This window comes from Arthrobacter sp. 2MCAF14 (genome assembly GCF_052115645.1).
In the GTDB taxonomy this organism is placed as follows: domain Bacteria; phylum Actinomycetota; class Actinomycetes; order Actinomycetales; family Micrococcaceae; genus Arthrobacter.
The window spans coordinates 86831-112644 of sequence record NZ_JBFRHB010000014.1; the positions used below are offsets into that span (position 1 = coordinate 86831).

At 63.6% G+C, this 25814-nt stretch carries 25 protein-coding genes, 1 tRNA gene and 1 other RNA gene; 7 read left to right on the forward strand and 20 right to left on the reverse strand.

Annotation, left to right across the window (positions count from 1 at the left end):
* Nucleotides 1-12: 12 nt before the first annotated feature.
* From AB4074_RS11780 to rnpB, 3 genes are all read right to left on the reverse strand, one after another.
* A complete protein-coding gene (locus AB4074_RS11780) occupies nucleotides 13-222 on the reverse strand; it encodes a hypothetical protein (protein WP_441413524.1) in 210 nt (69 codons plus the stop codon).
* Between the two features lie 86 nt (nucleotides 223-308).
* Complete coding sequence (locus AB4074_RS11785) at nucleotides 309-1805, reverse strand: glyceraldehyde-3-phosphate dehydrogenase (protein ID WP_441413525.1); 1497 nt, start codon at nucleotides 1803-1805, stop codon at nucleotides 309-311.
* A 245-nt stretch (nucleotides 1806-2050) separates the two neighbouring features.
* Nucleotides 2051-2442, reverse strand: an RNA gene (gene rnpB, locus AB4074_RS11790) — RNase P RNA component class A.
* A 105-nt stretch (nucleotides 2443-2547) separates the two neighbouring features.
* Between rnpB and AB4074_RS11795 the strand changes: the two genes are divergently transcribed.
* On the forward strand, nucleotides 2548-3312 hold the full coding sequence (locus AB4074_RS11795) for a YaaA family protein (protein WP_441413526.1): 765 nt from the start codon (nucleotides 2548-2550) through the stop codon (nucleotides 3310-3312).
* A gap of 71 nt (nucleotides 3313-3383) precedes the next feature.
* On the opposite strand, the gene AB4074_RS11800 is transcribed toward AB4074_RS11795, so the two are convergent.
* Together AB4074_RS11800 and AB4074_RS11805 are read right to left on the reverse strand one after the other, a co-directional pair.
* Nucleotides 3384-4121, reverse strand: coding sequence for a zinc ribbon domain-containing protein (locus AB4074_RS11800; RefSeq protein WP_441413527.1), 738 nt, complete (start codon nucleotides 4119-4121; stop codon nucleotides 3384-3386).
* Nucleotides 4122-4309: 188 nt separating this feature from the next.
* Nucleotides 4310-5221: a Nif3-like dinuclear metal center hexameric protein gene (locus tag AB4074_RS11805; RefSeq protein WP_441413528.1), complete on the reverse strand. Its 912-nt coding sequence runs from the start codon at nucleotides 5219-5221 to the stop codon at nucleotides 4310-4312.
* A gap of 146 nt (nucleotides 5222-5367) precedes the next feature.
* On the opposite strand from AB4074_RS11805, the gene msrA reads away from it, so the two are divergent.
* The 3 genes from msrA (at nucleotide 5368) to epsC (ending at nucleotide 7538) form a co-directional block, all read left to right on the forward strand.
* On the forward strand, nucleotides 5368-5892 hold the full coding sequence (gene msrA / locus AB4074_RS11810; protein WP_441413529.1) for a peptide-methionine (S)-S-oxide reductase MsrA: 525 nt from the start codon (nucleotides 5368-5370) through the stop codon (nucleotides 5890-5892).
* Nucleotides 5893-5967: 75 nt separating this feature from the next.
* Nucleotides 5968-6903 carry a cysteine synthase A gene (gene cysK, locus AB4074_RS11815; protein ID WP_441413530.1) on the forward strand — a complete coding sequence of 312 codons (936 nt, stop codon included), beginning with the start codon at nucleotides 5968-5970 and terminating at the stop codon, nucleotides 6901-6903.
* A gap of 50 nt (nucleotides 6904-6953) precedes the next feature.
* Nucleotides 6954-7538, forward strand: a complete 585-nt coding sequence (epsC, locus tag AB4074_RS11820; RefSeq protein ID WP_441413531.1) for a serine O-acetyltransferase EpsC — start codon at nucleotides 6954-6956, stop codon at nucleotides 7536-7538.
* Here the strand turns inward: epsC and AB4074_RS11825 are convergent.
* Nucleotides 7535-8368, reverse strand: coding sequence for an oxidoreductase (locus AB4074_RS11825; protein WP_441413532.1), 834 nt, complete (start codon nucleotides 8366-8368; stop codon nucleotides 7535-7537). The genes epsC and AB4074_RS11825 overlap by 4 nt on opposite strands.
* Before the next feature lie 260 nt (nucleotides 8369-8628).
* Nucleotides 8629-10065, reverse strand: a complete 1437-nt coding sequence (gndA, locus tag AB4074_RS11830; RefSeq protein ID WP_441413533.1) for an NADP-dependent phosphogluconate dehydrogenase — start codon at nucleotides 10063-10065, stop codon at nucleotides 8629-8631.
* A 234-nt stretch (nucleotides 10066-10299) separates the two neighbouring features.
* Here gndA and AB4074_RS11835 point away from each other — a divergent pair, with 234 nt between their 5' ends.
* Complete coding sequence (locus AB4074_RS11835) at nucleotides 10300-11034, forward strand: FadR/GntR family transcriptional regulator (protein WP_441413534.1); 735 nt, start codon at nucleotides 10300-10302, stop codon at nucleotides 11032-11034.
* 41 nt (nucleotides 11035-11075) lie between these two features.
* Here the strand turns inward: AB4074_RS11835 and AB4074_RS11840 are convergent, their stop codons facing one another.
* The 3 genes from AB4074_RS11840 to AB4074_RS11850 are packed head-to-tail and all read right to left on the reverse strand — an operon-like array spanning nucleotide 11076 to nucleotide 13830.
* The gene (locus AB4074_RS11840) at nucleotides 11076-12134 is read right to left on the reverse strand and encodes an L-idonate 5-dehydrogenase (protein WP_441413535.1); all 1059 of its coding nucleotides are present in this window, start codon (nucleotides 12132-12134) and stop codon (nucleotides 11076-11078) included.
* Nucleotides 12134-12904: an SDR family oxidoreductase gene (locus AB4074_RS11845; protein WP_441413536.1), complete on the reverse strand. Its 771-nt coding sequence runs from the start codon at nucleotides 12902-12904 to the stop codon at nucleotides 12134-12136. The genes AB4074_RS11840 and AB4074_RS11845 overlap by 1 nt, the downstream gene beginning before the upstream one ends.
* A 14-nt stretch (nucleotides 12905-12918) precedes the next feature.
* On the reverse strand, nucleotides 12919-13830 hold the full coding sequence (locus tag AB4074_RS11850) for an NAD(P)-dependent oxidoreductase (protein ID WP_441413537.1): 912 nt from the start codon (nucleotides 13828-13830) through the stop codon (nucleotides 12919-12921).
* 71 nt (nucleotides 13831-13901) lie between these two features.
* Between AB4074_RS11850 and AB4074_RS11855 the strand changes: the two genes are divergently transcribed.
* Complete coding sequence (locus tag AB4074_RS11855; RefSeq protein WP_441413538.1) at nucleotides 13902-14969, forward strand: D-2-hydroxyacid dehydrogenase; 1068 nt, start codon at nucleotides 13902-13904, stop codon at nucleotides 14967-14969.
* A 167-nt stretch (nucleotides 14970-15136) separates the two neighbouring features.
* Here AB4074_RS11855 and AB4074_RS11860 read toward each other — a convergent pair whose 3' ends face one another.
* The 6 genes from AB4074_RS11860 to AB4074_RS11885 all read right to left on the reverse strand — a co-directional run bounded on the left by AB4074_RS11860 (nucleotide 15137) and on the right by AB4074_RS11885 (nucleotide 22652).
* The gene (locus AB4074_RS11860) at nucleotides 15137-16492 is read right to left on the reverse strand and encodes an MFS transporter (RefSeq protein WP_441413539.1); all 1356 of its coding nucleotides are present in this window, start codon (nucleotides 16490-16492) and stop codon (nucleotides 15137-15139) included.
* Nucleotides 16493-16668: 176 nt separating this feature from the next.
* On the reverse strand, nucleotides 16669-17466 hold the full coding sequence (locus AB4074_RS11865; RefSeq protein WP_437770580.1) for an IclR family transcriptional regulator: 798 nt from the start codon (nucleotides 17464-17466) through the stop codon (nucleotides 16669-16671).
* A 288-nt stretch (nucleotides 17467-17754) separates the two neighbouring features.
* Complete coding sequence (locus tag AB4074_RS11870) at nucleotides 17755-18282, reverse strand: methyltransferase family protein (RefSeq protein WP_441413540.1); 528 nt, start codon at nucleotides 18280-18282, stop codon at nucleotides 17755-17757.
* A 109-nt stretch (nucleotides 18283-18391) separates the two neighbouring features.
* Nucleotides 18392-20455 carry a GH92 family glycosyl hydrolase gene (locus tag AB4074_RS11875; RefSeq protein ID WP_441413541.1) on the reverse strand — a complete coding sequence of 688 codons (2064 nt, stop codon included), beginning with the start codon at nucleotides 20453-20455 and terminating at the stop codon, nucleotides 18392-18394.
* On the reverse strand, nucleotides 20352-21371 hold the full coding sequence (locus AB4074_RS11880) for a hypothetical protein (protein WP_441413542.1): 1020 nt from the start codon (nucleotides 21369-21371) through the stop codon (nucleotides 20352-20354). Before AB4074_RS11880 ends, AB4074_RS11875 begins: the two co-directional genes overlap by 104 nt.
* Before the next feature lie 219 nt (nucleotides 21372-21590).
* On the reverse strand, nucleotides 21591-22652 hold the full coding sequence (locus AB4074_RS11885; protein ID WP_441413543.1) for a LacI family DNA-binding transcriptional regulator: 1062 nt from the start codon (nucleotides 22650-22652) through the stop codon (nucleotides 21591-21593).
* A gap of 103 nt (nucleotides 22653-22755) precedes the next feature.
* On the opposite strand from AB4074_RS11885, the gene AB4074_RS11890 reads away from it, so the two are divergent.
* Complete coding sequence (locus AB4074_RS11890; protein ID WP_441413544.1) at nucleotides 22756-22938, forward strand: hypothetical protein; 183 nt, start codon at nucleotides 22756-22758, stop codon at nucleotides 22936-22938.
* A 300-nt stretch (nucleotides 22939-23238) separates the two neighbouring features.
* Here AB4074_RS11890 and AB4074_RS11895 read toward each other — a convergent pair.
* From AB4074_RS11895 to AB4074_RS11910, 4 genes are all read right to left on the reverse strand, one after another.
* A tRNA-Val gene (locus AB4074_RS11895) sits at nucleotides 23239-23311 on the reverse strand.
* Nucleotides 23312-23367: 56 nt separating this feature from the next.
* Nucleotides 23368-24324 (reverse strand): NAD-dependent protein deacetylase, encoded by a 957-nt coding sequence (locus tag AB4074_RS11900; protein WP_441413545.1) that lies wholly within the window; start codon nucleotides 24322-24324, stop codon nucleotides 23368-23370.
* Nucleotides 24325-24329: 5 nt separating this feature from the next.
* A complete protein-coding gene (locus tag AB4074_RS11905) occupies nucleotides 24330-24833 on the reverse strand; it encodes a peroxiredoxin (protein WP_441413546.1) in 504 nt (167 codons plus the stop codon).
* Nucleotides 24830-25252, reverse strand: a complete 423-nt coding sequence (locus AB4074_RS11910) for a DUF3052 domain-containing protein (protein ID WP_059387755.1) — start codon at nucleotides 25250-25252, stop codon at nucleotides 24830-24832. The genes AB4074_RS11905 and AB4074_RS11910 overlap by 4 nt, the downstream gene beginning before the upstream one ends.
* Between the last annotated feature and the right edge of the window lie 562 nt (nucleotides 25253-25814).

The window sequence follows — 25814 nt, forward strand, 5'->3', positions numbered from 1 at the left end:
TGCAGCGGCGGCCTACTGCTCCTTGGTGACGCGTTTCAGGTCTTCGACCGCCAGCTCAAGAAGGGACCCCAATTGGATGACCCTGTCCTCGGAGATATCCCCCGCCGCGTGTGCGGCCTTGGCTTCGTCGAGCAGCCGCTGGGCTTCCTTGAGGTTGGCGCGCGCTACGTCCAGTGCGTGTTCAAGGGTTGTTTCGTGATCCAGAATCTTTTCGCTTTCCATGCGTCCATTCTGGTCAGGTTTCCCGGCTGATACCAGCGCATCAGCCGGGAATACCCTGTGTCTTTCCTCGCGTTGGCCGGAGCCGGCTAGACGCCGGCTGGCTCCAAGGTTGCCTTAGGTTCAAGGTTCACAGCGACGCCGCGTGCCGGGAACGACGGCGGGTTCACGCCGGCCATTTCTTCCATGACGCGCACTACCTGGCAGGAGTAACCGAATTCGTTGTCGTACCAGACGTAGACCACGAGGTGCTTGTCGGTGGCGATGGTGGCCAGGCCGTCCACGATGCCGGCACGGCGGGAGCCGACGAAGTCCGTGGAGACGACCTCGGGTGAGTCGATAAAGTCGATCTGCTTCCGCAGCTCCGAGTGCAGGGACATTTCGCGAAGGTAGTTGTTGACTTCCTCCTTCGTGGTTCCCTTTTCAAGGTTCAGGTTCAGGATGGCCATCGACACGTCCGGCGTGGGAACGCGGATCGCGTTGCCGGTCAGCTTGCCCTGCAGTTCCGGAAGAGCCTTCGCCACTGCCTTGGCCGCACCCGTTTCGGTGATGACCATGTTCAGGGCGGCCGAGCGGCCGCGGCGGTCGCCCTTGTGGAAGTTGTCGATCAGGTTCTGGTCGTTCGTGAACGAGTGCACGGTTTCCACGTGGCCGTGGATGACGCCGAACTTGTCGTTGAGTGCCTTGAGCACCGGGGTGATGGCGTTCGTGGTGCACGAGGCCGCAGTGACGATCGTGTCCGTGTCCTCGATGGAGGAGTGGTTGATGCCGTGGACGATGTTCTTCAGCTCGCCCTTGCCCGGAGCCGTGAGCAGCACGCGCGCGACACCTTTGCTCTGCAGGTGCTGGGACAGGCCCTCGGCGTCGCGCCAGCGGCCCGTGTTGTCGACCACGAGGGCATCCTTGATGCCGTAGGCCGTGTAGTCCACGGTGGAGGGGTTGTCCGAGTAGATGACCTGGACCTGGACACCGTTGGCCGTGATCGTGTTGGCGGCCTCGTCCACGCGGATGGTGCCCTCGAAGGAACCATGTACCGAGTCACGCCGCAGCAGGCTGGCGCGCTTGACAAGGTCGTTTTCGGCCCCCTTGCGGACCACGATCGCGCGCAGGCGCAGGCCGTGGCCCCCGCCGGCCTTTTCGATCAGGAGGCGCGCCAGCAGGCGGCCGATGCGGCCGAAACCGTAGAGCACGACGTCGGTGCTGGTCCGGTCGTCCGCGCCGCGGCGCCCGACAACCTCGGCAAGCTCGGCGCGGAGGAAGTCTTCCAGGGGCGTTCCGGGGGCTTCGGCCTTGTACTTCTCGTTCAGGCGGGCGATGTCGATCGCAGCGGCCCCGAGTTCAAGTTCGGCCAGTGTGTTCAGTAGCGGCGCGGTTTCCTCGAGCCTGAGTTCGTCCTTGCTCATCCGCCGCGCGAAACGGTGGGCTTTCAAGATGTTCATCGACGACTTGTTGATGAGGCTGCGCCCGTGGATGCTCGTCACCACATTGTTTTCACGGTACAGCCGGCCGATCACCGGAATCATGGCCTCGGCCAGCGCTTCGCGGCCCATCCACGTATCAAGACAAGAATCTGATGACTGGCTCACAGAACTACCTTCCTAGGGTCAGCTACATACGTCCTCGTACGTAGATGGTGGCCGCCCGGAGTAATCCTGCGGCACTGGCATCGGCGGGACTTCGGTCTGCCCGGACACCACGAACGTTGCAAAGAAAAACCGCCGGCTGCGAACGCAGAACCGGCGGTGGAACTTCTACGTTCACTGTCCATTCTAAGGTCTGGCGCGGGACCTCTTGGCCGCCGGAACGCGTGAAATCACTCACACAAGGCTGTGGGATGGGTTGACCGATACGCCGGGTTCTGTCCTCCCCCGCCGTTGCCGGCGAAGGAGTGGCGACCATCCATCTACGAACGCCGTTGCCGACGCCCTCCAGCGGCCTACCCGGACACTCGGGCGAGCAGCCCTCGATCGTGCCCTGTCTGGCCTTGCTCCGGGTGGGGTTTACCTAGCCTCCCTGGTCACCCAAGGAGCTGGTGGTCTCTTACACCACCGTTTCACCCTTACCTGCTGCCTGCCTGTGCTGGCACAAGCAGACGCGGGCGGTCTGTTCTCTGTGGCACTGGCCTGCGGGTTACCCCGAGTGGGCGTTACCCACCACCCTGCCCTGTGGAGCCCGGACGTTCCTCGAGCCACTCGCGTGGCGCGCGGCCGCCTAGTCAACCCATCCGCCCTATAGTCTACCGGCGTCGGGCCCCCCGCATTTTCAGACAGCACTGCCGAATCGTTCTGCCCGGACAACCAGCGGCAGCAATACCGCTAATATCGACTGGTGCTGATTCTGCTGCCACCTTCCGAAGGCAAGACCCCCGCTGCCAAGGGCTCCGCCGTCGATTGGGAGTCCCTGAGCTTTCCGCAACTCAACAGCTACCGGGCCAAAGTGCTCGACGCGCTCGGCCTGGTCAGCGCGCACGAGGACGCCCTCGCCTTGTTGGGGGTGGGCGCGTCGTTGAAGGACGACGTCGAGCGCAATACCCGGCTCCACGCCGAACCCGCAGCCCCGGCGCACCAGGTGTATTCCGGTGTTCTCTACGACGCGCTCGGCTACAAGTCCCTGACACCGGCGCAGCGCCGCAAGGCGGTGGAGTCGGTCCTCGTGTTGTCCGCCCTGTGGGGCGCCATCGGCTTCGGCGACCGAGTGCCCGCCTACCGCCTGTCGATGGGGACGGCACTGCCCGACGTCGGGCGCCTCGCGTCGTTCTGGAAGCCGCAGCTTACGCAGGCCCTCGCCGCGCGGGTGGAGGCCGAGCTGCTCGTGGACTGCCGCTCAAGCACCTACGCCGCGGCTTGGGCACCGCCCCCGGCGCAGACTGTCGCCGTCAACGTCTTTTCCGAGTCCAATGGCAAACGCACCGTCGTCAGTCACTTCGCCAAGCACACCCGCGGCGAACTGGCCCGGCACTTGCTGAGCCGTCGAGGCAAGGCGCCCGGCACGCCCGAACAGCTGCTCAAGGCAGCCTCGGAACTGTGGACTGCGGAGTTGACGGAAGGCACGGCGCGCAAGCCGCATACCCTCAGCATCATCCTCCCCAACTGACTAGCAGTTAATGTCGTTCTGAGGGCTGAAAACGACATCAAATGCGAGTTAGTTGGGTGGGGAACAGATGGTTAGTTCCACTCGGCGGAGCGCACCAGGATGCAGCCGGAATCGGGGCAGAACACGATCTCGTCTTCGGCCGCGGCTTTGACTTCGGCAAGGTCGCCGGGGCTGAGCGTCATTCCCGAGCCTTCAGACTTCCCGTGGAAAAGCCTGGCGGCCCCCACCCCGCGCTTGGCAAGGGTCTTTTCGTAGATAGCCAGCATCCCGGCGTCGAGCCCTTCGGCGAAGGCGGTCCGCTGGGCGCGTACTTGCGTCTCTTCGCCAACAATCTCGGCGATCGCGGTGTCCAGCTCGGCACGGATCCCGGAGAAGGAACCCTGGATGTCATCGACGATCTGCTGTTGCGCGGCTTGACGCTCCCTGAGTCCGTCCAGTCGTTCCAGGATTTCCAGCTCGACATCTTCAAGGTCCGAACGTCGCTTGTTCAGCGAGGCGATATCGCTTTGCAGCGCAACGAGATCCTTGGAAAGTCCGGTGCCGCTGTTCAACCTTGCTTCGTCCCGCGCAATGCGACTAGCCACTTGCTCGACGTCGGCCTCTGATCTGCGCAGCTCGGCTTCGGCGTCGTGGACAGCAAGTTTCGCGGTCCCGAGCGCACCGTTGGCCACGCTGAGGGCGTCCTGAAGATCGGTGATGCGGGGGTCGGTCTCCAAAGTGCGACGGCGGTTCGCCAAGGATTTGAGCTTCGCATCCAACCCCTGCAGTTCGAGCAATTTCAACTGTTCCGCCGGTGCTGCCTTGGCCACGCTTACCTCCGCTTGATCGTGCCGGGGATGATATTCAGCCCCAGCCAGGCCTTGGGCCTGTTTGTCTCGACTCTATCGCCTAGGGCGCTCCCCTGCCTCGCTACGTCCCCACCGGCCCCCAAACCTCGCTGCGCCCGGGGTGGGTCCCTCGCCGGTGTGGGCCCGGCGAAGGACCTCGCACGCAGGGCTTAGCCGGGAGTCAGAATGAAGTCCCACGGGTCACTGTTGGTGGAAGCCACCCGGATCTCGACGTCGTGACCCTGGTCCGCGAGCACGTTGCCGAGCGCTTCGGCCGCGGCGGGCAGCCACAGCCACTCGCTCGCGAAGTGCGATACGTCAACGAGGTACGGCCTGCCGTCGACGGCAGCTTCGCGGGCCTCGGACGCAGGGTGGTGCCGCATATCCGCGGTGACGTAGATGTCCGCCTGGCTGGCGCGGACGGCCTCGAAGAGACTGTCTCCGGCTCCGCCGCAAACAGCCACGCGGCGCACGAGTCCATCCTTGTCCCCGGCAACCCGCACGCCGCCGGCCACTGAGGGCAGGATCTCAAACACCCGCGCGGCGAAATCTCCCAAGGTCATGAGTTCGGGCAGGTCGCCAACCCGGCCGATCCCCTCTTCCGGCAAGCCGTGGGCCGCGGGAGCCAGGGGCACAACGTTGTCCAGCCCGAACGCGTCGGCGAGGACATCGGAAACGCCTCCGACGGCGGAGTCCCCGTTCGTGTGTACGGTGAGCAGCCCGGTACCCGACTCAATTAGCCGATGGACCGCGAGGCCCTTGGCTGTGGTGGCGGCAACGGAGGTGACGCCCTTGAGCAGCAAAGGATGGTGCGTCACGAGGAGCTCGGCACCCCATTCAATGGCTTCTTCGATCGCGGCGAGGGTCGGATCCACGGCGAACATGACCTTGGTGACTGTGGCGGTTGGCCGTCCGACCACCAGTCCGACCTCGTCCCATTCCTCGGCGAGCGATTCGGGCCAGAGCTCCTCCACTGCCAATAAGACCTGACCGAGTGTTGGGGTACCTGGCCTCCCGGCCGCACCATTCTCCGGTTCCTCGCCGGATCCTGTACCTGCAACCGCGGTGTTCACAGCTTCCATGCACTACATTCTTACGCATCCGACGGCCAAATCGCGCTTGAGGCAACCGGACTGTTCAAGATTGTCGCCACTGGCCGGGTCTGCTCCGTCACAGTCCCGTAAGGTTGTGCGGGAATCATCCGGAACTCCCAGCCATTGAAGAGATCATGAAAACTTTTGTACTTGGTGGAGGCTGCTTCTGGTGCCTCGACGCTGTCTATCAGAAGACCAAGGGCGTCAGTTCCGTGGTTTCCGGCTACACGGGCGGCCACATCCGCAACCCTGACTATTACGATGTCTGCTCCGGAATGACGGGCCACGCGGAGGTCGTCGCCGTGACTTTCGAGGAGGACATCATTCCGGCGGACATCATCCTCGACATGTTCTTTGCGCTGCATGATCCCACCACTCTCAACCGCCAGGGCTACGACGTCGGGACCCAGTACCGTTCCTCGATGTTCTACACCACCACGGAAGAAAAGATCCTCTTCGAGGAAGCCATCCTGCGGAACCAGGAACTGTGGTCCAAGCCGATTGTGACCGAAGTCAGCAGGCTGCCGGAATTCTACGAAGCGGAGTCCATCCACCAGGACTACTACGCCAAGTTCCCGGAGCAGGGCTATTGCCAGGTGATCATCAACCCCAAGCTCGCCAAGGCCCGGAAATATTACTCTTCGTGGCTCCGCGCGTAGCAGCGTGTAGCACCGCTCGTTAGGCTGACCTCAGCAGTAGCTATTTCAGCGAATTCAGAGAATAGGCATGATTACATGGCACGGATCTACGACGACGTCACCCAGCTGATCGGCGGGACCCCCCTGGTCCGCTTGAACAGGCTCACCGAAGGCTTGGGCGCCACGGTTGCCGTGAAGCTGGAGTTCTACAACCCCGCCAATAGCGTCAAAGACCGTATCGGCGTCGCGATCGTCGACGCCGCCGAGAAGTCCGGTGCGCTGAAGCCGGGCGGCACCATCGTCGAGGGAACCTCCGGCAACACCGGAATCGCACTGGCCCTGGTCGGCGCGGCGCGTGGTTACAAGGTCATCCTGACCATGCCGGAAACCATGTCCACCGAGCGCCGCGTCATGCTGCGCGCCTACGGTGCTGAGATTGTCCTGACCCCCGGCTCGGAAGGCATGCGCGGAGCCGTCGAGAAGGCCCAGGAAATCGTGGCCAACACCGAGAACTCCGTCTGGGCCCAGCAGTTCGCCAACGAGGCAAACCCGGAGATCCACCGCACCACCACGGCCGAGGAAATCTGGGCAGACACCGACGGCGGCGTGGACATCTTCGTCGGCGGCGTCGGCACGGGCGGCACCATCACCGGCGTCGGGCAGGTCCTGAAGGAGCGCAAGCCGGAGATCCAGATCGTGGCCGTCGAGCCCAAGGACTCCCCCATCCTGAACGGCGGCGCCCCCGGCCCGCACAAGATCCAGGGCCTTGGCGCGAACTTCATTCCGGAGATCCTGGACACCAACGTCTACGACGAGGTTCTCGACGCAACCCTTGAGGACTCCGTGGCCACCGCACGTGCCCTCGGCACCAAGGAAGGCATCCTGGGCGGCATCTCGGCCGGCGCGGCCGTCTGGGGCGCACTGGAGCTCGCGAAGCGTCCGGAGAACAAGGACAAGCTCATCGTGGCAATCGTTCCCGACTTCGGCGAACGTTACATCTCCACGGTGCTTTTTGACGACATTCGCGGCTGATTGCGGACCCCGCGCAACCGCTTTCTTTCATTTCCTGTAGAAAGGTCTTTGTGAGCTTCTTCGCAAGACTTATGGAGGACCTCGAGGCCGCCCGGTCACACGACCCGGCGGCCCGAGGCTCCTTTGAGAACTTTTTTGCCTACTCCGGCCTGCATGCCATCTGGGCGCATCGAGTGACCCACAAACTGTGGCAAAACCCTGAGCTGCGGTTCCCGGCACGGCTCATTTCGCAGCTTGCCCGCTTCCTGACCGGCATCGAGATCCACCCCGGCGCGACCATCGGCCGCAGGTTCTTCATTGACCACGGCATGGGTGTGGTCATCGGTGAGACCGCCGAGATCGGTGAAGACGTCATGATCTACCACGGCGTGACGTTGGGTGGCCGTTCCTTGGCCAAGGTCAAGCGCCACCCCACCATCGGGGATCGGGTCACCATCGGGGCCGGGGCCAAGGTCCTTGGCCCCATCACCATCGGCGCGGACAGTGCCATCGGGGCCAACGCCGTCGTGGTCAAGGACGCACCGCCTGAGTCGATCATCACCGGCGTTCCCGCAACGTGGCGGCACCGCGATGCCAAGAGCGAAACGAAACCCGCCGTCGATCCCGCCGAGTACTACATCGAGTACCGGATCTAGCTGGAAAAGCGTTTGTAGGCGTTCCAGAAAACTGTGTCGAAGGCCCGGTCGGGAAGCACCCTCCGCATGGCCAGAATGGTCCAGGCTCCCCTGCCCACCGGGTATCGGGTCCTGGGCCTTCGCGAAGTCGCCGCATGGATTATGGCGCCCGCCACGGTACGCGGGTGCGTCGAAAGAGCGGTTCCCGACGTCGACGCCAGGGCAGCCGCCACGATCCCGGCCTGCTCGCGATACGGTCCATGTCCCGAGACCGTCAGCAGGCTCTCCCCCGCGATGGTTCCCCATTCCGTGTCCGTGCCCGCGGGCTCGATGATTGCCACATCGATGCCATGGGGCTTCAGTTCCAGGCGGAGGGAGTCGCTGAGGCCCTCGACGGCGAATTTTGTCGCGTGGTACCAAACGCCCAAGGGCTCATACATTTTGCCGCCGATCGAGGAAACGTTGATGATCCTGCCGGAAGCCGCAGCACGCATCACGGGAATCACCAGTTGGGACATCCGGGCGAGACCGAAGACGTTGACCTCGAACTGGCGCCGGCCCTCATCCAGCGGAACCTCTTCCAAAGAACCGTAGGACCCGTATCCGGCGTTGTTGACCAGTATGTCGATCCGTCCTTGCTCGGCCAGGACAAGCTCCACCGCGGCCTTCATCGAGTCATCCTCGGTGACGTCCAGGGACAACACCTTGATTCCGTGGGCTTTGAGCGGCTCCATCTTCTCGACCCGCCGCGCCCCCGCGTACACGACCATTCCTGCCTTGCTGAGCTTGATGGCGGCTTCGAAACCGATTCCGGTTGACGCACCTGTGACAAATGCGACGCGTTGCGGCATGGACTGCTCCTCGTGTTACGGGTGGTGTCTTCCTTCAGGACGTACCTACGGCAAAGGCCGGCGCCTCCACAGTAACGCGGAAGCACCGGCCTTTGACTTGAACCGAATCGAGCCTGCCCCAAGAGTGGGGCAGCAGGGTCCCTACGTGGCGACGGAGTCGACACGAAAGGGCCTGCCCGAAGAGTGGGGCAGCAGGGTCCCTACGTGGCGACGGAGTCGACACGAAAGGGCCTGCCCCAATCTGCGGGGCAGTGGGGTTCTTAGTGGGTGTCGACTGCCGAGATCTCGGACTTGTCTTCGCCCCACAGGGTGTGGAACGTGCCCTCGGCGTCGACGCGGCCGTAGGTGTGCGCACCGAAGAGGTCACGCTGGCCCTGGATGACTGCTGCAGCGAGGCGCTTGCGGCGAAGTCCGTCGTAGTAGGCCAGCGAGGAGGAGAACACGGGAACCGGGATGCCCAGCTGGACAGCCGTTGCCACCACGCGGCGCCATGCCGGCAGCGCACCGGCGATCGCCTTGGTGAAGGCCGGGGCGAACAGCAGGTTGGCCGGCTTCTCCTCGGCTGCGTAGGCGTTGGTGATTTCCTTGAGCAGCTCGGCGCGGATGATGCAGCCGCCGCGCCACAGCGAAGCGATTTCATCGAGCTTGAGGTCCCAGCCGTATTCCTTCGCGGCGGAGGTCAGCATGTCCAGGCCCTGGGCGTACGAAACCAGCTTGGAGGCGTAGAGCGCCTGGCGGACATCCTCGACGAAGTTCTCGGGGACCTCGACGTCGATTTCCTCGCCGGCGAGCAGCTCCTGGCCAAGCTTGCGCTGCTCTGCCTGGGAAGACAGGGCCCGCGCGAAGACGGACTCTGCGATGCCCGAAACCGGGGAGCCCAGCTCGAGGGCGGAGATGACCGTCCAGCGGCCGGTGCCCTTCTGGCCGGCAGCGTCGACGACGACGTCGACGAACGGCTTGCCCGTCTTGGCGTCAACGTGCCCAAGGACCTCTGCGGAGATTTCGATCAGGAAGGAAGCGAGTTCGCCCTTGTTCCATTCGGCGAAGATCTTGGACTGATCGGCCGGCTCGATGCCCGCGCCGGAGCGCAGGAGATCAAAGGCTTCACCGATGACCTGCATGTCGGCGTATTCGATGCCGTTGTGGACCATCTTGACGAAGTGTCCGGCGCCGTCGGTCCCGATCCAGGCGCAGCACGGCTTGCCGTCAACCTTGGCTGAGATCTTTTCGAGCAGCGGGCCCAAGGCGTCGTAGGACTCCTTGGAACCACCGGGCATGATGGAAGGGCCGTTGAGGGCGCCCTCTTCGCCGCCGGAAACACCGACGCCCACGAAGTGCAGGTCCTTCTCGGCCAGCGCGGATTCGCGACGGCGGGTGTCCTCGTAGTGCGAGTTACCGGCGTCGATCACGATGTCGCCGGGCTCCAGCAAGGGAACGAGCTGGTCGATGACGGCGTCAACCGGCTTGCCGGCCTTCACCATGATCAGGACACGGCGGGGCTTCTCGAGGGAGTCCACGAGTTCCTGGAGGGTTTCCGTGCGGATGAAGTCGCCGTCCGTGCCGTGCTTGGCCAGCAGGGCGTCGGTTTTTTCGACGGAGCGGTTGTGGAGGGCAACGGTGAAGCCGTTGCGGGCCAGGTTGCGGGCCAGATTGGCGCCCATCACCGCGAGGCCGGTGACACCGATGTGTGCTGACATCAAAACTCCAATTCATTCTTGTGCATTGAGTCCTGCTAGGAGCGAGGAAACGCTTTCTAGAGCAGTAGCTGCAATAAACCATACGTATTTGGACCACGTCGGGGAAAGTTGCGCCCACGTTTTGGAAACGTCCGCGTCACAAAAGAGTCTATGTTGCGAGCTCGTACTGTGGGGAGTTCCCTAGCGCTCGGAGCTTCCGGTGGCGGAGCGGTCAACGCCACTATGCTTACGACTATGTCAACCAGTCTCCACTACCGCGCTGTCGAGCACCTGGGTACCCGGATCGTCGGCGGTAAGCTCCCCACCGGTCACGTCATGTTGGCTGAGCATCTTGAGGAGGAACTCAAAGTGTCGCGGTCGGTGGTACGTGAGGCCGTCAGGGTACTGCAGTCTCTGGGACTGGTGGAAACCATCAAGCGAGTTGGCATCCGGGTCCTCCCCGCGCACCGCTGGAATCCCTTCGATCCGCTGGTCATCCGCTGGCGGCTGGCCGGAGAAGGCCGCGGCGCACAGTTGCGCTCCCTCGCCGAACTCCGCTCCGCCGTCGAGCCCGTAGCCGCGGAACTGGCCGCGGAAAACGCCCCGGAGTCCCTGCGCAGCGAACTGGTGGACATCTCCCTGGCCATGCGTGAAGCAGGCCGTGCGGGCGACATGCCCACCTTCCTGGATCTCGACATCCGCTTTCACGCCCTGGTGCTTTCCGGTTCCGGCAATGAAATGTTCGCGAACCTGATTGGGCAGGTTACGGAGACACTCACCGGCCGGACAGTTCACGGCCTCATGCCGGAACATCCGAAGGAAGCGGCCCTGCAATGGCATCTGGATGTAGCCCAAGGCATCAGGGACGGAGACGGCGACAAGGCCCGCGAGGCCTCCTACAACATCATGCGGGAGACCATCGCGGACCTGTCACCGGGCTGGGAGGGCCAGCCACGGGTATTTGTTCCAGTCGAGCGCGCTAACGGCTGAGAGCCGGCGCCGCCCGACTGATCGACTGATCGCCTGAAGGCCTAGGCCACAGGCTGGAAGTTCAGCAGGACCTTCCCCGATTCGGCAGAGTTCCTTGCCACCTCGAAGGCCTCCAGGCCGCGATCCAGCGTGAATTCGTGCGTCACTACAGGGTCCACGTAGAGCGAACCGTCTGCGAGCGCCGCAATGACCTCGTCGATCTCGTTGTTGAAACGGAAGGAACCGAGCAGTTCGAGCTCGCGGGTGATGGCCAGCGAAATCAAGACGGGCTGCGGTCCCGAGGGCAGCAGCCCGACCATGACCACCTTCCCGCCGCGTACCGCGCCTTTGATGGCCGATGCCAGTCCGAAGTGGCTGCCCGAGGACTCGATGACGACGTCGGCTTCCACTGCGGCGATTGCCTCGGCGTCATCGCCCTTGAGAACCTCATCGGCGCCCACTGCACGCGCGATCTCAAGAGGCTTGTCGTGCATGTCGACGGCCACGATCCGGGTTGCCCCCGCGCGCTTGAGGACAGCAATTGCGAGTGCGCCGATCGGACCGCTACCGATTACCAGCGCTGTCTTTCCGGCCACGTCTCCTGCTCGCGCGACGGCGTGCCAGGCAACGCTCGCAGGCTCCACAAGCGCCGCCGTGCGCAAGTCCAGCGTGGCCGGAAGGGCCCGGAGCATGCGGGACGGCAGGGTCGCGTAGCGGCTGAAAGCACCGTCAGTGTGCGGGTACCTTGCCGCACTGCCGAGGTAGGTGCAGCCCGGGGAGAGGTTGGGCCGGTCTTCCGGATACCTGGCGGCACCCGGAGCCGGGGTTGCCGGGTGGACCGCGACGGCGGTTCCGGCTGCCGGGCCGCTGCCATCGGCGGCCTGCTGGACAACGGTGCCCACGATTTCGTGGCCGAGCACCATGGGAGCCTTGAGGATCGATTCCCCCGCCGCGCCGTGGAGCCAATAGTGCAGGTCCGAGCCACAAATGCCACCGTAGGCGATCTCGACGACGGCCTGCTCAGGGGTGGGCACAACGAGGGCTATGTCCTCGATGCGAAGGTCGCCGGCGGCGTGGGCCACAACCGCGGGTGAAGACTGGGGAAGCTGAAAGCCGCTCATTAGACGACCACCGTCATTCCGCCGTCGACGAAGATCGTCTGGCCGTTGACGAAGTTCGACGCCTCGGAGGCAAGCCAGACCGCCGGACCGGCAAGATCCGCTACGGTGCCCCATCGGTGGGCCGGCGTCCGGCCCAGGATCCAGGAGTTGAAATCCGGATCGTCCACGAGGTTCTGGGTCATTTCGGTGTGGATGTAACCCGGAGCGATGCCGTTGATCTGAAGGCCGGAGGCCGCCCATTCGGCGGTCATGGCGCGCGTCAGGTTCCGCAGTCCTCCCTTGGCCGCGACATAGGGGGCGATCGTGGGGCGCGCCAGGTCCGTCTGCACGGAGCAGATGTTGATGATCTTGCCGCGGCCCCGCGGGATCATGTGGCGGGCGGCTTCACGTCCTACGAGGAAGGCGCTCGTCAGGTCGGTGGTGATGACCCGCTCCCAGTCCTTCACATCCAGGTCCAACATCGGGACTCGGTGCTGGATTCCCGCGTTGTTGACGAGGATATCGAGGGGGCCGACGTTCTCCTCGACCCAGGCAACGCCGCGGGCCGCCTCAGCATCGCTGGTGACGTCGAACGCACAGCTGTGGATGCGGCCGGGCCCGAAGTCCGCCGCCATGGCGGCTTCGGCGTCCTTGAGCCGTTCCGTGTTGATGCCGTTGAGGACAACGGTGGCACCGGCGTCGGCCAATCCGCGGGCCAGCGCGTTGCCGATGCCGCGGCTGGATCCGGTCACGAGCGCAACGCGCCCGGTGAGATCGAAGAGTCCACTCATGGTTGTTTCCTTACTTAGTTCAGAGGGCTTAGGGAAGAGTCGCTGAGGTTGGCGATGGCCTGGCGGACAACTGCGAGGTCCTGATCGCCCAGGCCCTGATCAATCAGTTCGCGGTAGAGTTCGACGCCGGCAGTCGCCATCGGGACAGCGGCACCGGCCGCTTCGGCGCTTTCGAGCACGAACTTGAGGTCCTTGTGCATGAACTTCGCGGGACCTGTGGGCGCGTAATCCTTGGCTGCCAGTCGTGGGCCGACAATCTCCAGGACCCGGCTTCCGGCGAGTCCGCCGGCCAGGACGTCGAAGAGGGCAGAAGCATCCATGCCCGAGCGTTCGGCGAGTTCGGCGGCTTCCGCGAGCGCCGCCGTCGTGGTCCCGACGATCAGCTGGTTGCAGGCCTTGGCCAGCGAACCGGAACCCAGGTTGCCCATGCGGCGAACTGTGGTGCCCATGGATTGGAGCACCGGAAGCGATCGTTGGAAATCTTCTTCGCTGGCTCCCACCATGATGGCCAGGGTGCCGTCCTGGGCACCCTTGGTGCCCCCGCTCACCGGAGCATCGACGACGACGGCGTTCCCGCCACTTGCCCTGTGGACCGTCCGGCCGAATTCCTGCACGGCGGTCGGGGACACGCTGCTCATGATGACGACCAGGGTTCCCTGAAGCGGCGCGTCCGAGCGCCAGGAGTCGAGGAGCGGCGCGGCCGCATCCTGGATGTAGGAGAGATCCGGAAGCATGAAGATGATGACGGGTTGGTCCCGGAGTCCGGCAACCGACGCCGAACGTTTTCCGCCGAGCTTCTCCAGCTCGGCGAGCGCTTCGGCAGAACGGTTCCATGCAGTCACCTCCCAGCCGTTGCCGAGCAGATTGGCTGCCATGGGGAAGCCCATGAGCCCGAGTCCCACAAAACCTGCGGTCTTGGAAGTCATCTTTCGCTTGCACCTCACTTCTTTGTGGTTCATCTTTCAAAAACTGTTCAATATCCTAGCCTCAATTCAGTATGATGAACACCATGACGACTGATGAACTCACCATCGCGATCGCAGTCCCGCTCGAAGCTGAGCATGTGGAGCGTATCCGCGCCGTAGATCCGAGCATTACGGTGCTCTACGAACCCGAGCTGCTTCCTCCGGAACGCTTCCCGGCCGACCACTCGGGCGATCCGGACTTCAAGCGGACTCCCGAACAAGAAGAACGCTACTGGTCGATGTTGAACAAATCCCAGATCCTCTACGGTTTCCCCAATGAGAATCCGGCCGGCCTGGCCCGCATCGCGCGGAGCAACCCGCACCTGCAGTGGATCCACGCCATGGCCGCAGGTGCCGGTGGCGCCGTGAAGGCCTCCGGCCTCGACAGCGAGACCTTGCAGAAGTTCAAGGTCACCACCTCCGCAGGCGTGCACGCCCTTCCACTCGCCGAGTTCGCAGCCCTGGGCATCCTCAACGGATTCAAGCGCAGCGCGGAGCTTGCACAGGACCAGGCCGCCAAGGTCTGGCCCGAGCTGCGCACCCCCACCAAACTTGTGAACGGCTCCAAGCTGGTCATCACGGGTCTCGGCGAAATCGGCCTCGAGACCGCCCGCATCGCCCGCGCACTTGGGATGAAGGTGAGCGGAACCAAGCGGAACGTCGAAGCCATCGAAGGAATCGACGAGGTCGCGGACAACGATGGCCTTGCGGGACTCCTGGCTACGGCAGACGCCGTCGTCAACACCCTCCCCGGCACGCCATACACGGAGAAACTCTTCAACCACGAGGTCTTCTCGGCAATGAAGCCCGGAACGGTTTTTGCCAACGTCGGCCGCGGAACCGTGGTCGACGAAGAAGCGCTCCTCGAAGCCCTGGACAACGGCCAGGTGTCATACGCCTGCCTGGACGTCTTCGCCGTCGAGCCCCTGCCCCAGGACAGCCCGCTGTGGAACCACCCGAAGGTCATGGTCTCTCCCCACACCTCGGCGCTCAGTGCCGCTGAGAACCGCCTCATCGCCGAGCGCTTCGCCAGCAACCTGCGTACGTTCCTCGACGGCGGGGAACTCCCACACCTCGTGGACACGGTGCACTTCTACTAAACCGCCAACAACCCAGCGCCATCCAGGCGGCCTCTCCGGTTTTCCGGAGGGGCCGCTTTGCTGTGTGTGGCGGGTTTGTTGCGCCGGGCGGGGGCACGAAAAGCGACGGCCCCGTCCGAATTTCGGAAGGGGCCGCCGCTGCTTGCGTACGTCGTGGTACGGGGAGCCTACTTCGCGTCCTCCAGGGAAAGGAGGTCGCGGCCGGCTGTTTCCGGGGTGAAGAACGTGGTGATGTATGAAATCAGCGCCAGGACCAGCGAGTAGACCGCCAGGACCACCCAGGAGTTGCCCGTAGCGGCAAGGAGCGCGACGCCAACCAGGGGCACGAGTCCGCCGGCCAGGACAGCAGACAGCTCGCGGCTCAATGCCACACCGGTGAACCGGTACTGCGAGCCGAAGAGCTCGGGCAGCAGCGGGCACTGCGGGCCAAGCATGGACTGTACGCCAAGGGCGATGCCGACAACCATGACGGCCCAGACAAGGGTCACGTTGCCGAGGGTCACCAGGTAGAAGGCGGGAATCGCGAAGATCGCCTGGAACAGGGCCCCGTAGCGGTAGACCTTGACTCGACCAATCCGGTCAGACAAGGCGCCGAAGGTGACCACCATGACGGCGGCAAATCCGGCAGCGATCAGCAGACCGACCGGGCCGATGAACTTGTCACCAGGGAAGACGCCTTCCTTGACGGACATGAAGGAGATGAGCAATGCCGAGTAGATCGAGGAGTTGCCGTTCTCACCCATGCGGAGACCGATGCCCACCAGCACATTCTTTTTGGAGTGCTTCCAGAGCTCGCCAACGGGGTTCTTCACCACGTTCTTGTGCTTCTCAAGCTCCTGGAACACCGGGGTTTCCTTCAGCTTCAGACGGATGAAGACTGCCACGACGATCAAAATGATGCTGGCAAGGAAAGGCACACGCCACAGCCAGCCTTCGAGCACGCTCTTGTTGGCCATGCCAATCAGTGCGAAGGTGCCGGCGCCGAGGAGGGTTCCAAGTTGAATGCCAACGAACGGAAGTGAAGCGAAGTAGCCACGGCGCTTGGGCGGAGCGACTTCGGAGATCAGCGTGGTTGCGCCTGCTTGTTCGGCTCCAGCGCCCAGGCCCTGGACAATGCGGAGCGTCACCAGCAGGACAGCCCCGAGCATGCCCGCCTGGTCGAACGTCGGCAGCAAGCCGATCGCGAAGCTGGCAAGGCCCATCATGCCGATGGTCATCAGGAGGACCATCTTGCGGCCGAAGCGGTCTCCGATGAATCCGAAGAAGATACCGCCGAAGGGCCGCGCCGCGAATCCAACGCCATAGGTTGCGAACGACGCGATCAGGGCGCCGCTTTCACCCAAGGGCTTGAAGAACAGCGGTCCGAAGATCAGGGCCGAAGCCAGGCCATAAATGTAGAAGTCGTAGTACTCCAGGGCGGATCCTACGGAGCTGGCAAGAGTTGCCCTTCGCAGCTGTTCCGGCTCAACTACCGCGCCGTCCATATCAGCAATCTTTGTCTTAGTACGAGTTGTCACAAGCACTCCCTCAAGAACACTCCAGACCCCCGTTGGCCTGGCGAGATAGTGTCAGCCGCCATGGCGTGAATCACTATAGTGAACAGAGTACAGCACGTTGTACAAGTTTCAAGTGGTGTAATCAGATTTAATTATGACCCCACCGAACGGCGGGTTTATGACCCCTCGTGCGGCAAAATCAGTTAGCCCATCGGGTTGCCCAGCGAGTGGGCGAGCTCCTTGAGTTCCTTCACCATCAGGGCAGCCTGCTCCTCGGAAAAGGTGGCCTTCAGGGCTGTCACCGAAAGACCGAGGCTGGGGCCATGTGCCCCGTGGGTAGGCACGGGCACGGCAAGGCAAACCACGCCGAGCGTGGATTCCTCGTCCTCCAGGGCATAGCCTTGCTTGCGGATCGCGGCCACCTGGGCCTTGAGCTCAGCGGCACTCCGGAGGGACTTCGGGGTCATGACAGGGAGCTCCACGTCGTCCGGGAACATCGCCTCGATGTCATGGTCGTGAAGCTGGGCCAGGAGGACCTTCCCGACGGCGCTCAGGGAAAGCGGCATTTTGTCGCCAATGTTCGACGTGAGCCGGACGGCCGGGTGCCCTTCGTAGCGCGCCAGGTAAATGATGTGATCGCCGTCGATCATCGCAATCCGCACTGTTTCGCCGGAGAGCGTTGGTGCCTGCTCGCAGAACTTGTAGAACTCCTGGACTTCATCGAGCCGGCTGAGATAGGCGGCACCAAGTTCGACCAGCTTCCGACCGAGTGAAAAGTCGGCACCTTCGCGGGTAATAAGCCGGGCTTCTTCAAGAGCCATCAGCAGGTTTGACGTGGAAGACTTCGGAATCCCGAGCTCCCTCGCAAGATCGCTGAGTGTCAGGCGACCGGAAGGTGCCTCGGCCAAGGCATCCAGGACCGCGGCCGCGCGGGTCACGGCAGGCGCCGGCGAGGAGCTCCCCAGTCCTTCGGCGGAACGGGGGGTGCGGGAATCGGCCATGATTCTCCTTCGCAATCGTGCGTCTGGCGCAGAGTGGGCGCGTGCCAGGAAGAAACACTACCCGGGGGCAGCGGAACTCCGATCCGAGGCAATCACGCTTGTTCAATCCACTGAACAACCACCATCATAGTGGCTTTGTTCTGGGATGGGACGCGCCGGACGGAGAACGGCTTCCTTTCCATATCCAAAAATTCTCTGTATATTCATCTATGAGTTCTCCACCGCGGCATCCCCCAATAGTCGCGGTGGAGAACTCTTCCAATTTCCGGCAGCGGATCAGGCTCGACGCTAGCTCTGCTGCTGCCAAGGAGTGAGCCGTGGCAGCCAGCGCGGGACGTTGGCACGGTAGTCCTCATACTCGGCGCCGAACTTGCGTGCCAGCGTCGGCTCCTCATACAACCTGACGAAGGCCACCACGGGAACTGCGCCCAAAGCCGCCAGGCCGAACAGTTTCGGCTGTCCCAGCAGGAGGCCCTGTCCGGTGATCGCGGCGCCAATGCCCACGTAGATGGGGTTCCTTACGAACCTGTAGAAACCGCTGACCACAAGGTTCTTCGGCGGCGCAAAGGGCGCCGGCGTGCCTAATCCTTCAAGGGCGAACCGCGCAAAAGAATTGGTGATCACCGCCGTGCCGACGCCGATCAGGAGAACACCTGCGCACTGGGCCGCCAGTCCGCCTGGCACGGGCTGCTGCACTTTCCAGCGGGTCACCACCCAAGGCAACAGGCCGGCGACGGTTGCCGGGGCGGCGGCGAACACGGCCGTACCTATCTCCGCCAGCTTTTTGTCGCGCGCTGCATCTCCGGACGCTGTCATGCTGCCATTCTGAACCGCCAAACGATTGGCGACAACCAATGGAGGCGAACGAACCCGGAATAAATGAAAAGAGCCCCTGAGCTGCGTTTTCGCAGTTCAGGGGCTCCTCCTAGGAGTGCGCTCGCTTGCGGCGAATCACGAAGGCCGAGCCGAGTGCAATGGCGCCGAGAGCCGCGAACAACAGGGAGAACATGGTCGGGGCCATCCCGGTGTCGGCCAGTCCGCTCACTGCCTTAACGGTTCCGGTGGTTGGGGGAACCACGGTAACTCCAGAGTCGACGGGCGGATCGACCGGCCGGTCGACGGGCGGATTGACGGGCGGATCCACCGGAGGATCGACGGGTGCGGCAGTGACCAAGACCGTGAGGTTGGTCGAGGTCGGCGCGAACAGGGGCGGCGAGAACCTCGGCGTGTTCGCCGCGCTGGCGATGCTCACCACGCAGCTCACGGATGCGGCCGCTGCGAACGTCGACGTGGAACGGATGACCCAGGCTCCGTTGTCCTCCGTCACAGTTGCCGCGACCGGGTCTCCCCCTGCCCACGACACCGTTGCCGTGATGGGTTCGACGGCGCCGGCTAACGTGACCCGCGCGACCTCGATGGTCTTCTCCTGGCCCGCGATCGCGGTCAGGTCCGCACCCGGCACGATCACCGGAGTGGCCTTGCGCGGAGCGGAGACGCTCGGGATCCAGTCCTTCTGGGCCGTGGCCCAGTCGAGGCCTGCGTTAGTGCCGGACAGTGCGAAGTCGAGCCGACCGCCGTTCCGGAGCTCGTCCACATCGACCCAGGCAGCCGTGTGCACTTTGTCGTTCACGGTCACACCAGCAATGTAACTCGGAAGCTTCTCTTTCGCGCCTGCAGCAGTGATCCGCAGTTTTTCACCGCTCTCGAGGGTAATCGTGGCGGCCTGAACCTTGGGAGCGTTGAGAGCCATGATCCCCGAGCCGGGCATCACCGGCTGGATGCCGAGCGAGGCCATCACATACCAAGCGGCGAGAGTGCCGAGGTCATCATTGCCGACCCCGCCGCCGGGAGTGTTCGGGAAGCGGTTGAGGTTGGCCGCGAGCACGTCGTTGGTCTTGGCCGGCTCACCGACGAAGCCGTACAGCCAGGGGTTCATCAGCATCGGTTCGTTGCCCGGGTTGTACCCGATGCTCGTGTAGTACGTGCTGCCACCCGCCGCCCAGCTGCTCGGAGAGACCCCCGGAGCGGACTGGAGGGCTGGCTGGTTGAAGTAGTAGTCGAGTCGCTTGACGAACTCCTCGCGACCGCCCATCTTCTGCTGCAGACCGACCACATCCTGCGTCGCCATCCACTGGTAGTGCCACGGAGTTCCCTCGTGGAAACCGGACCTGGTCACATCCGTGCGTTCGGGAACCGAGACGAACTGGCCCTCGGGAGTGACGGCGTTGACGATGCCCTTGAAGCCGCCGCTGAGTGTGACATCCGGGTTCCAGAGCTTCGACCAGTTGGTGCCACGGGCCAGAAACTCTGCCGCTTGGCCCGTCTTCCCAAGCCGCTGCGCGGCCGAGCCGATGCTGGCGTCCGCAGCTGCGAACTCCATCGTGGCCGAGCCGCCGTGACGGTACTCTTCGAACTGGGCGCCGAGGCCACCGCCCCCCTCCGGGTAGTAGGGGATGTGGCCGTTGGCCAGGTAGAACGCGGCGCTCTGACGGCCGACGGATGCGACGCCCACGGGGGGCGCGGTTGTCGCGTTCTCGACGAGGTAGTCCCACATCCGGCCGGCGATGTCATCTGGCACGGTGCCGAGCGTGAAGTTCTCAGCGATCCAGGGCGAGACCGGGTCGCCGGCCATGATGTTCGTCTCGACCGAACCGAGCGACCAGCGCGGGAACCAGCCGCCCTCGACCCGGGCCTGGTACATCGACCTGACGATGTCGGCGGCGCGGTTCTTTGCGAACAGCGCGTGGAACGTCGCTTGCGTGCGGTAGGTGTCCCACAGCGAGAACGTCTGGTAGTAGTTCCACCCGTTGGCGGTGTGCGTTTTGGCGTCCATTCCCGTGTACCGGCCGTCGACGTCGCTTCCGATGGTTGGCGACAGCAGCGTCTTATACAGCTGGGTAGATCTTGCGCTGCTCAGCGGATGCCGTGATGTCGAACCGGCCGAGTTCCGCGTTCCAGGCGTCGCGGGCTTTCGCGCGGATCTGATCAAACGGCACCCGGGCGCCGTCGGCGGTCGCCTCTGCGATCCGGTTGCCGCGGGCGCCTTCGACGCTCACGTACGAGACCCCGACGCTTACCTCGACATCGCGATCGGTAGTGGTATCGAACGTGGCGACGAAACCGTTGTTGCCGTCGGTGACCTCGCTGGAGTTCCGGTCGACGAAGAACTGGGCGTTGGTGCCCCAGGTGCCCGTCGAAAGCGGAGCGCGGTCGAAGGTGGCGCTGAAGAAGTAGCGGGACTTCTTCTCGCTTCCACTGCAGAACCCACCGTTGTCGATCCAGCCCTCGAGGGTGGTCCCATCGACCCAGGAGACCGAACTCGCACCGGCGGTGCGCAGCGTCTGACCAGTGTTGAACGAGAGATTGGAGGTCGTGCCGGCCGGGAACGTGTACCGGTGCGCGCCCACTCGGGTGGTGGCCGAGAGATCGACCTTGACGTCGTTGTCGAGAGTGACAGCGTAGTAGCCGGCTGTGGCGGATTCGCTTCCGGACTGGATGCTGGTGTACCGCCGCGAGGTGGTGGGTGTGGCGGTGGTGCTGGGCGAGACCAGGAGCTCACCGGCGGCCGCGCAACCCGCACTGTTGACGTGCCGGTGGCTGAATCCCCACACGCGACCGGCGTTGTTGCTGTACGACGTGGAACCGTAGGTGTTGGTGTTGTCAGGGCTGAGCTGCACCATTCCGAACGGGAGCGTCGCCCCCGGAAAGGCGTTGCCCTCACTCTCGGTGCCGACGAACGGGTTGACCTCGCTGGAGAGGTCGGTGACGGCCGGACCTGCGGATGCCTCGGCCGGAGTTCCGATTGCGAGCGCGGCCGCAACCGCCATGGCTGGCGCGAGCCGCGATCGCCGAGGCCTTCCCAGGCTCCGTGGGCGTACAGCCGGACTGTCGTGTGGGCTTGACATCGTGGGGTGTCCTCCTTGACCTGGCTCACGGGTATCGAGCATCATCGCTCGTCACCGCTGTCCGTTGCCGAGCGATGACGGACAGCAATGCAATGTGTGGAAACGTTTCCACGCGGCCGAGTCTACTCAGCACACCTCGACCGAGTCAACGCCGGAGAAGTAAATAGTGACCGAGATGAATACCGGTCAAGGGGATTTACAGGGGACTCTGAACTGGCGTCAGCGCGCGGCGAGCACCGCGTCGCGGCTCAGCTCTCCCGAGCCCCGCACGATGAGACGAGTGTTCAGCGTGATCGTCTGCGAGGGCGAGACATCGCCATCCAGACGCTTGTAGAGCATCCTCATCGCGATCTGTCCCATCGCCTTCGGGTCCTGCGCCACTACTGTGATCCCGGGCACGACGACATCGGCAAGTTCGAAGTCGTCGAAACCCACGATCGCCAGCGAGGTGTTGTGGATGCGCAGCGCGCCGATCACGTTAACGCTCGTGCGGTTGTTGCCGGCGAAGACCGCGGTCGGCGGGTCGTCCGACGCCAGCATCCGCCCGAGGGGCTCGTCTACCGGTTCGCGTGTCGTCGCGCTGGAGTAGACGAGTTCGGGGTCGAAGGGGATGCCCGCTTCCTCGAGTGCGGCCCGGTAGCCGGCGATGCGCTCGCTCGCGGTGTAGAGGTCCGGCCGATCGGTGAAGCACGCGATCCGCCTATGCCCGTAGCCGATGAGATGAGCGACGCCGGTGCGCGCGCCGCCGCGGTTGTCCACGATCACGGCGTCGACATCCAGCACCCGCGGCGGGCGGTCGACGAAGACCATGCTCGTACCGGCGTCGAGCTCCGCACGCAGGTATTCCTCGTCGCCGCCTTCGGGGAGGGTAATCACCAGGCCGTCGACCCTGCGGGCGCAGAAGGTGAGGATCATCTTGCGGGCGCGCTCCGGGTCTTTGTCCGAGGAGGCGGTCAGGAGCACGGAATCGCGGCGCAGGACCTCCTCCTCCACGGAGCGGTTCAGCAGGGAGAAGAACGGGTCAGCGACATCCTCGACCAGTAACCCAATGCTGGCCGTCGCCCCGGTTCTGAGCATCCTGGCACTGTCGTTGCGACGGAATCCGAGCCTCTCGATCGCAGCGTTGACCGCGGCGACGCTCTCTTCGCTCACGTTCGACTTGCCGTTGACGACCCGGGAGACCGTGCCGACACCGACTCCGGCGACCCGTGCGACGTCCTTCATCGTGGAACGGGCGTTCGGACGCGCGGCAGCCACCCTCACAACGTCACCTGCGTCCATTTCCGAATCCATCCCGCGATGCATATTAGCATCGCGGGGACAACTCCAAAGCGGTCGCACGAGCCGCCCTACGCAACAGTAGCTATGAGTAAGGACCACCTGGATGAAGGGCCTCATACACATGCCGGGGAACAACGGGCAACGCCGCGTCTGCTTGGTAGCCGAACCACATGATTCCGTGGTCGTCCACGCGTGCGGTACTCATGAGCGCACCGGGGGGCTCCGCCATGTTGATGGCCTGGTCGGCAGCAATGCCTACGACGGTTCCGTCGGCCTCATGCGCTGAGAACTTCACACGACGCCCAAAAAGCTGCTGAGTCTCATCGAGGCGCCGCCGGTAAACGATGCCGATATTGTTCGGATCTCCCCTACTCGCCAGAGCCCAACAAGTTCGACCTGTTCCGACCAATACCGCCGCACGGCAGCAACGATCACGGTCAGCGGATCAGCGTCGCTCGCAGGCACATCGTATCCCCTCTTTCAAGCCAAGGATAAGCGGACTGGCAACGTTCGGGCTATACGCCCCAGATCAAAAGAAAAGAGCCCCCGAGCTGCGTTTTCGCAGTTCAGGGGCTCTTTTTGCCTGTGGGTCCTACCGGGATCGAACCGATGACATCCACGGTGTAAACGTGGCGCTCTACCAGCTGAGCTAAAGACCCAAACACTGATTTCAGCGCCCTCAGCGCTTCAACCAACGAACATGTACTCTACCGGATCAATCGCCTGGAACACCAATCGACTGGCCTGGAGGCGGCAAATCGGGAAGTTCAGCGGCAAGCCAGGCCAGCGCGCCGCTGACTCCGGCTTCCACCTTGAGGTTCGCGAACCCGTCGCCGCGGGTCGGTCCACGGTTGATGATCACCACCGGCTTGCCGAGTTTGGCTGCGTGCCGCACGAACCTCAGCCCGCTCATTACGGTCAACGAAGAACCTGCCACCAGCAACGCTCCGGCTTCGTCCACCATGGAATAGGCGCGCTGCACCCGGTCCCTGGGCACATTTTCACCGAAGTACACGAAGTCGGGCTTGAGCGTTCCCCCGCAAACGGGACAAACAGCGACGACGAACGATCGGATGAGTTCGGGATCCTCCACCGAGGCATCCGCGTCGGGCGCCATTTCCACGACGCCGGAAGCCTGCGCGGCTTCAAGGAAGCCGGGATTGATTTCCTCGAGAATCGACGCCACGAGCCGCCGGGTGAAGACGTGTCCCTCGTCAAGGCAGATCACGCGATCGTAGCGACCGTGCAGGTCCACCACATTGATGCTGCCAGCGTCCTCGTGTAGACGGTCCACGTTCTGCGTGATGAGCCCCGTGATCAGCCCGCGCCGCTCAAGGAGCGCGACGGCGGCATGCCCGGCATTGGGGTCCGCGTGCCGGAGGTGCGACCATCCAAGGTGGTTCCTCGCCCAGTACCGGCGCCGGTTGGCAGGACTTCCGATGAATTCCTGGTAGGTCATGGGATTCCGCGGCGCGGCCCCCGGGCCGCGGTAGTCAGGGATTCCGGAGTCCGTGCTCAGGCCGGCTCCTGTCAAGACAGCAAGCCGCTTGCCGCTGAGAATCGCGGCGGCTTGGCGGAGAAGGTCCAGGTCGTCGGCATCCAACTCAACTGTGAGGGCCGGCGGAAGTATGGCGAAGCCAGTCATTCCGACGCCGGGCCGTTGGGCGCTCATCGCCGCTAGGCCTGGCCAAGTGCGGACAATGCCTCGCGATATTCCGCCAGGTCGCGTGCTTGGCCGCGCGGATTGACGACGACATAGCGGATGATGCCCGCGGCATCGATGATGAAAGTGCCCCTCAAGGACATGCCGGTAGCTGGATCAAACACGCCATACTTCTTGGCTACTTCCCCGTGCGGCCAGAAGTCGGCCAAGAGATCGAACTCGTAGCCTTCCTTCTCCGCGTAAGCCCGCAAAGCGAACTTGCTGTCCACCGACACCCCGAGGACTGTGGCGTTGGCGTGTTCGAAAATACCCAGGTTGTCGCGGATCTCGCACAGCTCCCCGGTGCAGATTCCAGAGAAGGCGAAGGGATAGAAGACCACCACCACGTTGCGGCCGCGAAGCTCGGACAAGCGAACCGGCTCCCCAAACTGGTTCACGAGCTCAAAATCCGGGGCTTCCTGGCCCGCAACGGCAACTCCCGGATGCAGTCCGGGAGGGTTCAACCTCGTGTGTGTCACTTGTTCTTCTTGCGCGCTACAAGCCGCGTGGCGCTCCAGTCCTTGGAGACGCCTGCGGAGGTAGTGCAATGCAGGCCGGCGGTGGGAGCAGCGTCCTGAATATCCGAGGGCGAGACATAGTTGTCGCGGCCCGACTTAGGGGTCAGCACCCAGACCACGCCGCCTTCACCCAAGGTGGTCAGTGAATCAACTAGTGCGTCGACAAGGTCTCCATCACCATCGCGCCACCAGAAAATGACCGCATCCACTACCTCGTGATCGTCTTCGTCAAGCAGCTCGGAACCCGTGAGTTCCTCAATGTCATCACGCAAATCGAAATCGACATCATCGTCGTAACCGAGTTCCTGAATTAGATCCCCATCTTTGAAACCCAATCTTTCCGCCACATTTACCGATGTGGCGGCGTCGGCCTCGCTCACGTTTCCTCCTCTTGAAGTGATTTCGATTACTACAAGCCAACACCCTTTGGGCGTGTGCTTCAAGCCATTGTCCCGCGTTCCACCATAATCCGCGCCCCAGCCACGGTTAAAGCCATGGCTACATTCGGGGCCATAGCCATGACTGCAGCCACAACTGCCTACGATGTAACAGCTTGAGTGTGACATACAACGCCTTCACGACCGCGCGGCTACGCATCGCGGCTCCTACGAAGCTACAGTGGCCAGTGAAGACTTTGGCTGCAGGGCAACCGCCCGCCGCGAATAGCGCAGCTTGAGCTCAAGAGAACCTGCCCGGCGCACATGACCGGGCTGTTGTAACCGATATGTCGCACACGCCGCGTTCATGACGGGCAGTTACCCTGCCGGACCTGAGGCGACGATGAATGCGCCAAAAGAGAGGTTGGACGTGGCTGCAGGAGAAGAGACCTCACACATCCTTAGCGGGTTGACTTCCCAGCTGCCTGATCGTGATCCGGAAGAGACTGCCGAGTGGGTTGAGTCTTTGGATGCGTTGATCAGGGAGCAGGGCACGGAGCGGGCG